This window comes from Sphingobium sp. SJ10-10 (assembly GCF_036038995.2).
In the GTDB taxonomy this organism is placed as follows: Bacteria; Pseudomonadota; Alphaproteobacteria; order Sphingomonadales; family Sphingomonadaceae; genus Sphingobium.
Genome location: NZ_CP158134.1, coordinates 95,048 through 108,768 on the forward strand (window position 1 = coordinate 95,048; position 13,721 = coordinate 108,768).

A 13,721-nucleotide genomic window follows, 5' to 3' on the forward strand; every position below is an offset into this window, starting at 1 on the left:
GGCCCTATTGAGGGTGCGAAGGATCAGCCCGCGAAAGCGTGTTCGCTCGACGACTGGCCGAGGCCGGCCTCGGTGCGTTCGCGCGCCGCCTCGCCCACGCTGGCTTCGGCGCCTTCACCGGGCAGTGGCGGCAGGCTGTCGTCCGCCTTGGCCGCCATTTCGGCCGCGAGATCGCGGCGGCGGGTCGGGCGGGACCAGACGATGTTGTAGCTGCCGTCGTCTTGGCGGAACGCTGAGATGTAGAGCGGCGCGGCCAGGCTCGGATCCTCGATCTTGCCGTTGAGGAAGGCCTCGCCGGTGCCGTTCGAGAAGAGTTCGAAGAGCGCGCCGACCTGCACCCATGCCCGTGAGGCGGAAAGCGCCAGCACTTCGTACTTGGGCGCCTTGGGATTGGAGGAGTGGAGCTCACGCAGTGCAATGGTCATGGCGATCGTGAGCGTCGCGATCTTGCCGACGTGGATGCCGGCGTCATTCTGCTTGATGGAACCGATGTTCATGGGGATTCTCCTGGATGATGGCTCGAACTCCCGTGTCCGAGACACCTTCCTCCCTCCCCCTCCTCTCCTCGGCCGTTCGGCCGAGCAGGCGCGTTAGCGCCCCAATCCGAGGTCCGCACTTCGCGGCCTCGGGGTCGAGGTTCCCGGTCAGTGGAGCGAGCCGAATAAACCGCGCTTGGCCTCAGCCTGGTACGCACCGTCTTTTACGCCGATGCTTGCGCGCATGTCGGCTTCGAGTTCGGCCGCGAGACCATTGGGTATCTCCGTGTAGGGGGCAATAATGGCGATCGCGGCCTCGGGCGTCGACAATTCTCCCGGTTCCGTGCCGAGCCAGATCGTTGCCTCACCCTCGTCCGGCTCGTTCTCGGTCGGAGTGAAGACTTGGGCGAAGAAGGTTTGGAGCGGTCGGTCCCATCCGACGACGACGCGACACGCGCCGCTGCCGGCCTTGGGCTTGAGGTCGTATCGGCTCATGATGGACTCCTGCGTAGGCGTTGATCGATATGGCGCACCGCACCGTCGGGGCTTTTGCGGACGGCTGCTGCGGCGCGCGGGAGCCCCGCCTCGACGAGCAGCTTACGTGCGAGCCGCAGATACATGGTTCCGGCGAGGACAGCGTCCCGGTCGGCAGGCGTCGCGGATTTGATGTCAGGCATTGGCGTCCCCAGCCACTGTCCGCTTGTTCTCTTGTGCAGGCTCGAGGCCGATATTGATCGTGTCGCGGGCAAGCACAATCGCAAAACGCCGGCCCTCCGGCACAAACCATTGCGCGCGATAGGCGAGAATGGCGTGGAGGCGCTCGATCAGCGCCGCGTCGTCGCCCAGGAGCAACCGGGTCGCCATCTCCTGGGCATCAAGCAGGAACCGGCTGTGCTGGGTGTCCCAGCTGTCGGCATCACGATCGTCGCTTGGGCTGAAGCAGGCCCCTTCAAGAAGGTCGACAAGTTCGGCCGGTGTAAGGGCATCGCGTGACGCGAGCAGAATGCGGGCTTCCTCAAAGCTCCAGTGCGTACGTTCGTCATATTCGATGGCGACCGGCGCGGGGATCCGGATCTGGTCCGCCTCTTCACCGCTAAACTCGAGCACCAGAGTGAGGCGATTGACGGTGCCACTGTCGAGGCCGGGAAATTCACCGGGATCAAGTATTGCCGTCGCGCCGTCCCGCTCTATCTCGAACCGCAACACCGCGATGTGCGGCAAGCAATTGTACCAGCTATAGCCCGCCATCGTGTCGTCGGGCTCTGCCAGTCGACCCTCGTAGCCGCCGTGCTTGCCGAGTGCAAAAGCCGCGCATTGCTCGAAGGCCGGTTCGAAACTGTCGACAATGATGTGGTCTTCACTTGCAATGCGCTCGCCGCTGGCTGCGGAACAATTGTGAGGGTCGGCGGTCGCGGGCGACCAGGGTCGAAGTAGCGGCTCGGCCTCGGGAAGCGCGATGCCGAGTGCTGCGGCCTCGCGCCATTGTTCGTGGGCTAGGCGATGGGTGCCGAGCGATTGAATATGGCGATAGATGACGCAACGAACCCTGTCGCGCAGCGCGTCAAGCGCGGCGTTCTCGACCATCTCCTTGCGCGCCGGCAGAACAAGCTGAAGGTCAGGCGCATCGACGATATCGACACGGGCCCACCAGTTGCGCCGCTTTTCGCCGACCGATGGCAAAGCGGTCGCGACGATGACTCCATGGAAATTGACGCAGGGACTGAACCGCGTCGCGCGCAGGTCGTTGAACAGGCCAATGCGCACGCCGGCCTCCTCGACCACAACCTCGGCGCCGGCAAGCCAGTCCTCCTGATGGAGCGAAATGCCGCGAAGGCGCACCGGCAATGGACAATAGAGTGCAGCTGACTTCGCTGCCGCGTCGAGCGATTCCTTCCAACGCATATCGAGCTGAAACCGGATCGTGGTGCCGCGCGATCGGTTGAGCGAAGCAACGGCGACCGGAGAGCGGGCTTCCCACGCGTCGGCGGCGACACGCACTATCCAGCCCGCCCCTTCGTCATTCGCGCAGGACTGGACCTCGACATCGCGGCCCGCGAGGCTGAACACGCCCATGCCGGCCGGATCCTCACGCTTTGCAATGTCGTCGTTCCAGCCCGAGCGGCCCAGCGCGAGTATTACGGCGGGATCAGCTATGCCGGCACCATCGTCATTCACCGAAAGCCAGACATCGTCGCCGATGGTATGAACCTCGAGGTCGACAACTGTGGCACCCGCGCGGCGGGCGTTCTGCAAAAGCTCGGCGAGCACATCGCCGAGCGTGTTGTTGAACAGACGCGTGACCTTGGCGATCGCCGCAGGGTCGATCTCGCTGCGGATGATAGCGGGAAGGGACATGGGAACTCCTCGGAGCGGATTTGCTCCCGGCCCCTGTTCCCACTCCCCTTTTCGCCTTAGTCGATCGCGCTGAAGATCTCCGCCGCCTCGGGATGGTCGAGCGCATGATCGCGCAGCCGGTGGAAGGCCTGTGCAATGTGGTCGTCGTCATCGTCGAATTCGAACGAGAGATAGGAGAAGGTGAAAAGCGTTGCGATGATCCCGGCTGCGTCTGCAGAGACCTCGCCATCATAGCCGTTGCTGCCGCATCGGATCCGGAACCGATCCCGACCGTTCGGAGCGAGATAGAGCGGTTGGTGACCGACCTCGAAGAACTGCCAATATCCGCCGCTATAATCGGGCGAAAGCGACTGCATGAAAGTGTAGAGCAGCGTTTCGCCCTTGAAGAAATGACGTCGGCCAAACAGCGTCGGGATGAAGTTGATGCGCCTCTCGTCGGGCACGAGGCTGGCAGCGCGGAAGGCGGCATTCGGGGCGATATCGGACATGAGGGTTCTCCAGAGGAAAGGTTCAGCGCCGAGCACCTTTCCCGGCCTCGAAACCGCCTGTCCCGTTCCCCCTCCTCTTGAATCGGATGCCCGACGGACTGGCGCCCTCTCCTTTGCCGATTACCGCTCAGTGAGACTCCGAGGATTTGAGGACGGCAATCACGGCTTTGACATTGTCGATGGCCACTTCGAGCCGCCGGACGGCCTCGTCACGGCTGTCACAATCTTCTGGGGAAGAGAGTTCGATCATCAGGAACGCGAACAGCGTGTCGCCGCAGGCGCCAGCCTCATCGAGATTTTCGACATGCGCAAAATCGCCGCCGTCATAGGTTTGCGCGCAGATGCGCTGGAATTGGTTCAGCATCGCATGGATTTCCATTCATAGGAGTGAGGGCTGGATGCAGGGCAGCCGGGTCGAGGCGGCAAATGACCGCAGCAACGCAGCCATTTCGGCGCGAAGCCGGGCTCGATTGCTGATCACGGCCTCGGGATCGAGCGGTTGACCCTGGACATCGAAATAGCCGGTCGCCGGACGACCACCATCGACCTCGATGACGATGCGGTGTCCTCGCGGCTGGGCAGGCCCAGCATAGCGCGCCGTAAATTCACCCAGCCGGCCGGTAAGCCCGCTGATAGCCTTGCCCCACCGGATATGCCCTGCGCCCGCGACCTGTCCCACCTCAAGGCCTCGGGCGATCCAGGTCCGCAATTGCGCGCGCTGGAGAAGCCTGGTGTGGCGCAAGCGTTCCATGGTTCGACACAGAGGCAGCGCGCCGGCATGGGCGTCGGCAACGGCCAGGTCGTGATCCTGCGCGGCGATCAGGATGTCCTCAAATTCACGGCCTCGGAGGAGGTCTCCAAGCGACCCAGCTTGCGCCGCATCGTTCGCATTGCGGAATCCCCGCGTCGGACAGATCATGATGATGGTCGCTTGATGCGCGCCTGGCGCCCGGCGGATCGTGTCGACCAGACCCTCCTCGGCCTCGCGGGCGCTCATCAGCACAAGCCGCTTTGACCAGGGCGTCGGCCGGGCCGCATCGGAAGGCTGTGGCCAGGTCGAGGGTAGTGGCCGGGATGCATGACCCTTCCTGGCCGGCGCTTCACTGCCATTATGGTGAACGGCAAGATTGGCGCGCCGCGCAGTATCGAACAGATCGTCGATATTGCCGCCGCCTTCGCGGAAGCCCTTATGATAGGCCGAAACGAACCGTGGATCAGGACAACCAACCAACGGTTTGACGGGACCGCGCACATCCCAACCGGCCTGCGCTGCATATTATCGCGAGGTTGTAATAATGCGAAGGAGCGCGGGACATAAGTGCAAAACCGCCATATTTTGCCACGCTCCTTCGCATTAATTTACAGGGTGTCCAGCCACTCCATCAAACTGGCCTCTCGTTTCCACGAAGGAGTAGCGGTGCCTGTTACTGGAACGCCAACCCGCTCCAGCGCCTTGCGCTTCGTTTCCAAATCGGCCTGGGCGTAGTGGTTAGTCGTGTCGAGGCTGACGTGGCCAAGCCAACTGCGGATGACAGTGATATCGACCCCGGCAGCAACAAGATGAACTGCCGTCGCGTGCCGAAAACTGTGCGGGGTTATATGCTTCGATCGCAGGGTCGGTACGGTTTTCGCTGCTTCCTTCACATAGGCGGCGAGCTTGAACCGCACCCCTGAGGCGCCCAAGGGCTCGCCATAGCGGTTGACGAAGATACGTTCATGGGGCGCTCGAGGCTGCCTTGCCAGCAGCGTTTCGAGCAGCATGACCGTTTCCGGCCAAAGCGGGCAGATGCGTTCCTTCTGGCCCTTCCCATAGAGCCGCACGAAATTAGGGGCGTCCAACCGGATTGCGTCTGGGCATAGGTCCAGCGCCTCCTGGATACGCGCTCCCGTGTTATAAAGAAACGAAAGCAGCACATGGTCGCGAAGCCCCGCGAGAGTTGACCGGTCAGGCTGTGCAAGAATGGCCTCGACCTCGTTAGGTTCGAGGTAGAACGGGGCAGAGGTGGGTTCCCGTTTCACCGGCACCGCAAGAACTTCCGCACAATGAACAATCAACTCGGGGTCCTTGCCCGATACGAAGCTGAAAAAGCTACGGATTGCGGAGAGCCGGCAATTGCGTGTGCCGATCGTGCCTTTGCGTTCATTCTCGGCATGATTGAGAAACGCCCGCACCTCGCTGGCTGAAATATCAGCCAAGGTCAGCCGCGCGACCACGCTCTTCTTTCGTTCTGCAACGAATCGGAGCAACAGCCTCCAGGTATCCCGATAAGACCGGATCGTGTGGATCGATGCGTTGCGTTGCTCAGCCAGCCACTCCTGGAAGAACGCTCGCAACAACGTCGGAAAGGGATCGCCCTTTTTCATGACGCCACCTCCAGGTTAAGGCATCGGATGCCAATGGCGCGGAAGCGCTCGTTCGCTTCGTGCAGGAGATCGCGCGTGACGGTTATGTAGACCAGCGTGGAATTGATGTCGCGGTGGCCCATATAGGTGGAAAGGAAGCGCAGCCTTTCCTGAGGATTTACGCCGGTTCTGTACCATTCGAGAATCCGGTTCACGACCATTGAGTGCCGAAGATCATGAACGCGTGGCCCCGCCCTCCCAGAAAGAGGTTTAAGCCCGGCTTGGCGCATGACTTCGGTGATCATTTTGGAGACCATATACGAGCTGTGGCGGCCACTCGGATGATCATGCCAGAACAGCGCAGACTGCGGATCTTGCGAGGCGCCGGCGCCTCGTCTCGCGTCGACAAAAGCGCCCAGCTCGCTCAAGGCGCTGTCGGACAAAGGTAGAATTCTGGTCTTGTAGAACTTCGTGTCCCGGATCGTGATCGTCCCGGAATTGAAGTCCACGTCGCCGAGATTCAGCCTGGCAATCTCCCCGCGGCGCAATCCAGCACAATAGGCCAGAATTATCATGTGCCGCGCACATAGCGGACGGTAGGAAAACGTCCGCGTCGAGTAGGAGCGTGACACGTCGAGCATCAACCGTACGTCACCAGGGCTGAGAATATGAGGTTTCCGATAAATCCGCGCGACCTGTTGCCCAACTCGCGGATCGCACGGTCTTGGGAGCATCTTTGCATCGATGCGATATCGGGCCTTGGTGAGCATCCGCTCCGCTTTTTGGCATTGTGCAGCGTGATGCGGTGTGCGCTTGGCGGCCGCCCATGCGGCTACCATCTTCTCAATACTCTCTCCCGCCAAATGCGGACTAGCCTGAAGAAAGCGATCAAATCTGAGCAGAAGGTCCGCCTCTGTCGTGTATTTGTAACCACGATTGCGCATCAGCGTCACATGGTTCTGCATAAAATCGCCCAAGAAGCTCCCGAAGGGAGCCGGCCGACGAAGCGCCACGAGGGCATCATCCGGATTTGGAGACGCAATAGCCCGCCACACTGGTCTATTGCCCCTTGCACCATGTTTTAACCGAAGGTCAGCAATGGGATTTTTGTCAATCAGGCCACGTTTAAGCAGATAATCGATGAAGTCGTCGACGATATGTATTTCCTGTACCTGGGACGACTTCGGCCAAAAGTTTACCTTACGCTCCCTCATCCATTCGGAGAGCATCTCGCGGCTTAACGCCTGATGCCTTTGAGATACTCGCTCAAAGCTGCGGATAACGGACCGATAAGCTCTGAAGCGCTTCTCCGTCAATTTGCGCGTCTTCAGAAATTCCTCGGCCACTGTATCGTCGGTATCCAGCCACGCGCTCATGACCGCACCCCCGATCCCGGTACTTCAAGCGCCACCCCCCTGAGATCCTCAGTCGCAAGCTTGAGGTAGGTATTTGAGGATTCGACCGACCGATGCCCAAGCAGATCCCCAATGATCTTTTGCGGAACCGAAGCGCGAAGCAACTCGGTCGCGCGCGCGTGCCGAAAGACATGCGGCCCTCGCCTGCCGGGCAGATGGACGCCTGCCGCCGCCAATCGCCTCGACGCCACGTTGTAAACAGTCGTCATCGGGGTGTAGGGCGCCAACGCCAGAACAAATATATTGCGTGATTCTACTTGCGGGCGTCCATGCCGCAGATATTCGATTAAAGCCTCTCCGACCGCATCGGATAGTGGGAGAATAGAAAATGTTCCTGTTTTCCGGTGGCTAACGCGCAATGTCGCCGCTCGCCAATCCAAGTCATCTATTGAGATTCTAACAATTTCACGATCCCTGAGCCCATATGTGGCCAGGATTTGGAGTATGGCATAATCGCGCAAACCCCGGGGCGACTTGTCCTTCGCAGTTTCTTCCAGGACGGCCCTGATCTGGGTGCTATCGATTATCGAAGGTACGCCCTCATAGGCATAGATGCTCGGCCCGATGACAAGGGGAGCAAGATCGGTCAAAACAAGCCTTGCTTGATACAGGTATCGGAGCAACGAGCGGAGCCGCGCCGCAATTCCTGAAATCGATTTACGGCTCATATTGGAGCTACGCATGTCCATATATGCGTCTATGTCACTTACACTCAACGATAAGACGCTATTATCCGACCCCCGGTCCAATTGCCATTTAAGGAAGGTTCTTGCTTCCCACATATTTCCTCGAACGGTTTGATCGGTAAATCCTCGTTCGTCTTCCATCCATCTTCTGTAGCCATTAGCTAAATCACCGTGCAGCTTGGCGGACTCCTCCGCAACTTCTGACTGCGGCGGCCATTGCCCCTGTGCAAGGCTGAGGATTTTACAAATCGCTGTTCGGGGAAGCCTATCCCATCGTGGCGAAGGATACCGACCATATTTGGCTTCGAAGCACTCAGTCGCATACCGAATATACTGATCGACATGTGACGGGGTCACAACCTCAATCGGCAGATCAATCTCCGAAAGATAAATCAGAAATTCGGACGCGTAGAGAACATTGTTCTGGGCAGCCACTGGATTGTAGCGCTTCTCGGTCAAAGATCTGGACAGGTCAGCGATCAGCTCATCATGGATATTCAGCACGTTTGTCTCCTCGGTCGTTTCAGACACCGGAGACGTTCGCAACAAAAATAATGCGCAGCAACGCGGTTAGAAAACGGCGTAATTCTCGTGCATAGCTGACTTCCTTCGCATTATTCCAACCTCGCGATAATACGCCTTATGCGCAGCTGGGCATAAAGCATACCAGCCATTGGCAAATTCCACGGCCTCGTTCCAGTCATAGCCATGATCCGTGCGGCCGATCAGAATAGCCTGATCAAGTCGCGTGCCGCCACCCCGTGCCACCTTCGCTTGCGTGAAGGCGAAATTGCGGGCCTGCCGTTCGCATTCGGTTTGACGCGCAATCGCGTTCGTAACTGGCCGCATGGCGACCACCCGTTCGCGCGTCCGGGTCATGCGCAAATCCAGAGGGGCGTCGTTCGGGAGGTCGGGATAGGCACGCCAAGCGGCAGCGATCATTTCCGCATGCTCGGCGGTTCGGCCTCGGCTGATCCAACAGGCGGGATCGGATGCGATGAAGCTTTTGGTGTCCATGGGTGGCGTTCCTGATTGTCGCATGCGCCAGCAGGCTGGTCGCGGCAGCCCCATCATCCGTAGGATGGGAAGGCGTTGGCGGACCGGCGCCGTCAAACGGCGAGACGCGGCTTGGCGCAGCAGGGCAGCTTGAGGTCGCGGCAAACCCGGTCAGCCAATCGGTCCGGGGTGAGCAGCTCCTGAACCGAAGCCCAGTGGTTGCGTTCTCCTATGTGATCGTCGCGGCCCCGCACGCGACGAAAGCAGATTTCATGGCCAGGGCCAAAAGGAGAGATCGACAATTGCATCCACAGATTTTGGCCATGCAGGGTGATGTCGCCCGATACCGCCGGCCCCGCCGGGTTGGAACGAATGCTGTAGGCCCCCGGTGCAAGCCCCAACGCATCGGCAAAGCGAAGCAGAGCGCGGCGCCCTTCGGCGTGAAAGGTGCGTTTGGCCGGCGCGTCATACGCGACGCCGCGCTGACAAAGGACGGGCAATGTCGGGCTGCCGCGAATGGCGGCGATCTCCGTCATGCACGCCTGCCGCATCTCGGCCTCGGAGGCCTTGCTCGCGCACACGGTGCTGAAATGGCGGGCCAACAGAATGACGGCAGGATCGCACTCAATGTCTTTGCCCGCGTTGCGACAATCGGTGATCGCCGCTTCAAGCACGTGAAGTGTTGCGGCGATGGTCGTGCATCCGCTCGGATCAAGGGCCTGGGCGTGGCGAAAGGCAACATCGTAGCTCATGATGGGGTCTCCGGCTTCAAGCGCAGGGCGCGCTCCTTCCACCTCGATCCCCCTCCTCTTTGCCGATCTGGGCCAGCAGCCGTTTTTCTGCGGTTCATACCCCATCGGCAGTATGGCTTGCGCGGGCGATCGACATTAGCATCGCCGCGTCGCGCCGGGGGGCCAATGCCGTGGTTATGAATTTGATCGATTTGATACAGGCTGGGACGATCGACGTGCGATTGCCCAGCGTATCCCCCTTGGCCTCCGACGATGATCGCTCCGCCGCGCTCAATTCAACCGGCGTGCTGACGGTGATCGGCGGGGCGTTTCAGGTCGATCGCTTGGCCGCAGCGCTGATCGCCACCACCGGCAAATGCACATCGCTGGAAGGGCAGGTCACGCAACAGGTCGAAACGCGCCATGTGCTGGCGCAACCCTGGAACTACAATCGCATGGTCAGCGCCATCACGGCGCGGCGCGAGGAAAGGCCCGCGGGTCCCATCGAGGTGATGCGCGTCAGCGGCGCACGACTGCCAACACTCTATATCGTCCTTGCCGGTGAACATGAGGTGTTTGCGGCGCGACAGGCCGGCGATGAGCAAATCCCGGTTCAGATCCTGGGTGACTATCAGTGCGACTTCCAGAATCACTTCATTCAGTCGGGCCATCTCATGGACTTTTCGTCCGGAGAGCTCACCCCTGTCTCGCCTGAGGAACCATGGTCCGGCGCAGCCGAGTGGGAGGATGCGAAGCTCGCTCCTGACGTCATGCAGATCATCCAGGCGTTGGGCGTGCGCGTGATCGCCTCGGATCGTTCAGACCAGGATAAACGGGAGCGCGCGAACGGACATGATAATGACGGCTGACATCATGCCGCTGCGCGGATAGCCGTTCCTCCGAACGCATCCCTGCGACTATGGTAGATCTCGGCCGCCCATGTTTGGATCCAAGGCTCGACCAGCGCATCATGGTCGAGTTCACCCTGTTCGATCAAGGATTGGATCTCGCCCCGCGCCTGCGCGATCGCCGCTTCCCACCCATCGGCCGGCAGGGCATCCGTGATATTGGGAGCGTTTATGGGCAGAGCTTTTGGCGCATCGCCAAGCCGCTCGGCCTGACGGCCCAGCCAGGTCTCAAGATGGTCCGCAACGAAGCGGTCGGTCTTTGAGATGCCCCGGCTCAGGGCCTCGCGACGCGCGCTGGTGCCATAGGCCTGGCTGTCAATCGAGCGGATCCGCTTCCCGAACGGAAGCAGATAGGGAATGGCCGGGCCTTTGACGCCGAACAGATGGAGGCGGGTTGACGGCGGCAAGATCCGGTCGAGATGCTCGACCACCGCGATCAACCCTTCAGGTCCGGCGACCTCGCGACGGCACATGCTGCCGACACCGATAAGCGGCGCACGCTCGATCAATCCCCATAGCGCGTCGAGGCAGCGCTCATAATCGCAGGGTCGACGGCCCTGGATCACCGGCATCATGGTCGACAAGATACCATGATCATCGGCGCGGCGGCAGCATTCGAAATTGGCCGCGATGGTGCGTGACAGCCGTTCAAGCACCTGTGCGCGGTCAGCGGCAATTTCCTGTTCCACGCAATAGTCGGCGCTGGCCCACCATCGGAATGGAAAGGCGGCGGCAAGCGCCACATAATGGGCGATCGACCAGGGGAATGCTCCATAGCGCGCCGTCGCGACGAAACCCGCGCTGTCGAGATGAAGCGATGCCAGCGGACGAGCGTTGGCGAGCTGCCCGGTTCTCCATCTCGTCCAATCGCGCCATCCCTTGCTCGCGGAATATCTGGAAAGGCAGTTGGCCGAAATAAGCGCCGGTTGCCGTAGCGCAACCACGCGGTCGAGGATCGGCCCCTTGCCCAGATGCGGCAACCCGACGATGATCTCCATCGTCACGGCAACGGTTCGGCGCCGATCGCCGTGAAGCTGTTGACGATCTGGCAGCTGTCATAGCGCTCGGCATCGACCAGGGCACGATGGTCGATCATCTCATAGGTCGCATGTCCCAGATGATCGACGCTAAGCACCCGTCGGCCGATGACCCCGGTCTTCCCCTCCGGCACCCAATCGGCATGAGAGCCGAAGGCGGCGACCACCACGACCTCGCCGATCACGGCTTCATAGGCCGCGATCGCGCGCAGCACATGACTGTCGCGGGGCGTGACTGGCTTGCCAGTAAAGTCACTGTAGGCCTGCGGCCGCCAGGATCGAACGGTGTCGTGCGCCAGCAGGATTGCCGCGCCCATGGCCGGCCGATCGACCCGGCGCAGTTCGGCCTCGAAACCCAGATAGACGAGCGCCCAGTTAACGTCCTCCTCGTAGAAGGGCTCGTCGCGCCGGAGCGCATCGGGCATCGCCGCCTGCCGCTGCTCCGACAAGAGGATGCCACCGTGGCTCGGGGTCGACACATGCCAGATGCCGGGCGCGATCTGATCGGCGCTCTGGATGGCGCCCCAAATGCTCATGGTCGGCTGGGCTGAGGGTAGGAAGATCGTCATGTTGTACTCCTTTTTGCTTCACGGCTTCGCTCCCCCTCTCCTTCTGCCGGTCGAACCAAGCTTGACCCGGCGAATTGTTCTCTATATGTTCTTTTCCGAGGAGATGTGCCCATGAGCCTTGAGAAAGACATTCGCCGCCATTTTGATCTCGACATTGGCCTGCGCGATGCCGCGCTCGACGCGGAAAATCGGCCGACGCGCCGGATGATCGCCAACGCCTGCATCAACATGCCGGTGGAGGACGCCTATTATTCGGTGCGGGAACTGCGGGAAGCCGCGCAGTGGGTCCTTGATGGCGCCGCAGCGGGAAAGCGGAAGCTGATGTCGATCCTGTCGAACGACAATTGCGACGATTTCCAGCGCTGCATCTATTTCTGCCTGGCGGGCCGCGGGGTGATCGAGATGCTCGACGATCTCGAATGGCTCGAAACTCTCCTCGAACCGCGCGGGCGGGTCGCGGGTGAACAGATGCGCCTGAAGATCCCGACGATGCCGGTCAAACGGCCCTATGTCGCCGATGAACCGGACGGACCAATGATCGGAATGGCCGAGGATTTCCGACAGGGTCCATCCTGGTGGATGGACGAGGCGTTGCGCCGCTAGGCGTCACTTTCAGGCTGCGGGGTCGATCCGGCCTCGCAGCTTCCCGCCGGAACTCTGCATCGGATCCAGCAGGTTCAATCAGCCGATCAAGCGGCTTAATCCTTCGCCTTCTCCGGCTCTTCCCGGCGGCGCAACTCATTCTCGACCGCCTCGCGGACAAATAGCGCGAAGCGTCGGTTGCCGACCAGCGCATCGATACGGCTGATCGTCTCTTCCGATAGCCTGACCGTAGTCGGCTTCATTCCAAGCGGCCTTCGTCCCATTGCTTCGTCGCTAACGGTCATATCTGCAATCTCCAAGCCAAAGCTATTGACGCCACCGTTTATTTACATATACGACGTCGTTTATGCAATAAACGGTGGCGTATATTGCCATTCGGCCAATCCGCTGGTTGGCCCATCGCAATGGAATCGCCGCGAATCATGTGGAAAGCGCCGGGACCGTGCCCTGTCCATCCCGGCTTCTCCGCAAGGACCGCATCGGATGCGGAAAAGGAGGCGCATATGGATGAGTTTGATCCCCGCCCGTCACGCCGCGATCTTTTGCGGGCACTCACGGCCGCCCCGGTTGTGGCAGTCGTATCGCCCGCAAGCGATGCGCTGGCCGTGCTGCACACGCAGTATGAAGACCAGCCAGCCACCCTTGCGCGGACCAGGGAGGGCCGAAGTCTGAGCCGGTTCCGCTATCATAATGCAGAGTCCTTCTTGTGGGGATTGAACCAGGGCATCTGCGGCAATGACGTCGGCGAAATGCTGTATCGATCCGGCATTGTCGTCCAACTGGGCCTGTCCTCCTACTTGCTCGACATCGGCTTTTCCGACGAATGGAATGCGCGGCACATCCGTCTCGATGTCGCCAAGTCGCTTGCCTATGCCAACGCAACCGGCTTCGGGCATGGCTGCCCGGACATGGCGCGGTTAGCAGCCGTCCTTTCGCCATATTGGAAGTGGGGCCATGCCCATCGATTTGAAGCGCGACCGGACGATGGCGGCTTCACGACAAGCAAGGTTGCACCATTGCTTCGCACGCTGCTCGACCATGTCCATGATGTGACCGGCCATCGCCGCCCGAATGGTTGGCGGCGCGAACAGCGTGAGGTGCAGGCATGATGCCG

The 13,721-nt window shown here is 60.8% G+C and carries 18 protein-coding genes; 3 read left to right on the plus strand and 15 right to left on the minus strand.

The features are described 5' to 3' along the window. Nucleotides 1–23: 23 nt before the first annotated feature. The 12 genes from VVT58_RS20930 to VVT58_RS20985 form a co-directional block, all read right to left on the minus strand. Nucleotides 24–497: a DUF736 domain-containing protein gene (locus tag VVT58_RS20930; RefSeq protein ID WP_062733593.1), complete on the minus strand. Its 474-nt coding sequence runs from the start codon at nt 495–497 to the stop codon at nt 24–26. A 147-nt stretch (nt 498–644) separates the two neighbouring features. Next, on the minus strand, nt 645–971 hold the full coding sequence (locus VVT58_RS20935) for a hypothetical protein (RefSeq protein ID WP_061939530.1): 327 nt from the start codon (nt 969–971) through the stop codon (nt 645–647). Next, nucleotides 968–1,153 carry a hypothetical protein gene (locus tag VVT58_RS20940; protein ID WP_062017400.1) on the minus strand — a complete coding sequence of 62 codons (186 nt, stop codon included), beginning with the start codon at nt 1,151–1,153 and terminating at the stop codon, nt 968–970. Before VVT58_RS20940 ends, VVT58_RS20935 begins: the two co-directional genes overlap by 4 nt. Then, a complete protein-coding gene (locus VVT58_RS20945; protein WP_061939532.1) occupies nt 1,146–2,831 on the minus strand; it encodes an ATP-binding protein in 1,686 nt (561 codons plus the stop codon). The genes VVT58_RS20940 and VVT58_RS20945 overlap by 8 nt, the downstream gene beginning before the upstream one ends. A 56-nt stretch (nt 2,832–2,887) precedes the next feature. Next, nucleotides 2,888–3,319, minus strand: a complete 432-nt coding sequence (locus VVT58_RS20950) for an antirestriction protein (RefSeq protein WP_061939533.1) — start codon at nt 3,317–3,319, stop codon at nt 2,888–2,890. 127 nt (nt 3,320–3,446) lie between these two features. Further along, nucleotides 3,447–3,698, minus strand: coding sequence for a hypothetical protein (locus VVT58_RS20955; protein ID WP_061939535.1), 252 nt, complete (start codon nt 3,696–3,698; stop codon nt 3,447–3,449). Then, nucleotides 3,699–4,571 (minus strand): hypothetical protein, encoded by an 873-nt coding sequence (locus tag VVT58_RS20960; protein ID WP_139111422.1) that lies wholly within the window; start codon nt 4,569–4,571, stop codon nt 3,699–3,701. Nucleotides 4,572–4,678: 107 nt separating this feature from the next. Next, on the minus strand, nt 4,679–5,683 hold the full coding sequence (locus VVT58_RS20965; protein ID WP_048578765.1) for a tyrosine-type recombinase/integrase: 1,005 nt from the start codon (nt 5,681–5,683) through the stop codon (nt 4,679–4,681). Then, the gene (locus VVT58_RS20970; RefSeq protein WP_048578766.1) at nt 5,680–7,038 is read right to left on the minus strand and encodes a tyrosine-type recombinase/integrase; all 1,359 of its coding nucleotides are present in this window, start codon (nt 7,036–7,038) and stop codon (nt 5,680–5,682) included. The genes VVT58_RS20965 and VVT58_RS20970 overlap by 4 nt, the downstream gene beginning before the upstream one ends. Further along, the gene (locus tag VVT58_RS20975) at nt 7,035–8,267 is read right to left on the minus strand and encodes a site-specific integrase (RefSeq protein ID WP_048578767.1); all 1,233 of its coding nucleotides are present in this window, start codon (nt 8,265–8,267) and stop codon (nt 7,035–7,037) included. Before VVT58_RS20975 ends, VVT58_RS20970 begins: the two co-directional genes overlap by 4 nt. A gap of 66 nt (nt 8,268–8,333) precedes the next feature. After that, a complete protein-coding gene (locus tag VVT58_RS20980) occupies nt 8,334–8,780 on the minus strand; it encodes a hypothetical protein (protein ID WP_062733595.1) in 447 nt (148 codons plus the stop codon). Between the two features lie 92 nt (nt 8,781–8,872). Then, nucleotides 8,873–9,511, minus strand: coding sequence for a hypothetical protein (locus VVT58_RS20985; protein ID WP_061934272.1), 639 nt, complete (start codon nt 9,509–9,511; stop codon nt 8,873–8,875). A 176-nt stretch (nt 9,512–9,687) separates the two neighbouring features. On the opposite strand from VVT58_RS20985, the gene VVT58_RS20990 reads away from it, so the two are divergent. After that, nucleotides 9,688–10,359: a hypothetical protein gene (locus VVT58_RS20990; RefSeq protein ID WP_061934270.1), complete on the plus strand. Its 672-nt coding sequence runs from the start codon at nt 9,688–9,690 to the stop codon at nt 10,357–10,359. Nucleotides 10,360–10,361: 2 nt separating this feature from the next. Here VVT58_RS20990 and VVT58_RS20995 read toward each other — a convergent pair whose 3' ends face one another. After that, the gene (locus VVT58_RS20995; RefSeq protein ID WP_061934268.1) at nt 10,362–11,396 is read right to left on the minus strand and encodes a hypothetical protein; all 1,035 of its coding nucleotides are present in this window, start codon (nt 11,394–11,396) and stop codon (nt 10,362–10,364) included. A gap of 2 nt (nt 11,397–11,398) precedes the next feature. Beyond that, nucleotides 11,399–12,004: a DUF7007 domain-containing protein gene (locus VVT58_RS21000; protein WP_139111423.1), complete on the minus strand. Its 606-nt coding sequence runs from the start codon at nt 12,002–12,004 to the stop codon at nt 11,399–11,401. A gap of 111 nt (nt 12,005–12,115) precedes the next feature. Between VVT58_RS21000 and VVT58_RS21005 the strand changes: the two genes are divergently transcribed. Beyond that, a complete protein-coding gene (locus tag VVT58_RS21005) occupies nt 12,116–12,607 on the plus strand; it encodes a hypothetical protein (protein ID WP_061934265.1) in 492 nt (163 codons plus the stop codon). Between the two features lie 95 nt (nt 12,608–12,702). Here the strand turns inward: VVT58_RS21005 and VVT58_RS21010 are convergent, their stop codons facing one another. Next, entirely contained in the window at nt 12,703–12,849 is a 147-nt protein-coding gene (locus VVT58_RS21010) for a hypothetical protein (RefSeq protein WP_162492717.1), read from the minus strand. A gap of 261 nt (nt 12,850–13,110) precedes the next feature. Between VVT58_RS21010 and VVT58_RS21015 the strand changes: the two genes are divergently transcribed. Beyond that, nucleotides 13,111–13,716 (plus strand): twin-arginine translocation signal domain-containing protein, encoded by a 606-nt coding sequence (locus VVT58_RS21015; protein ID WP_061934263.1) that lies wholly within the window; start codon nt 13,111–13,113, stop codon nt 13,714–13,716. Nucleotides 13,717–13,721 lie beyond the last annotated feature (5 nt).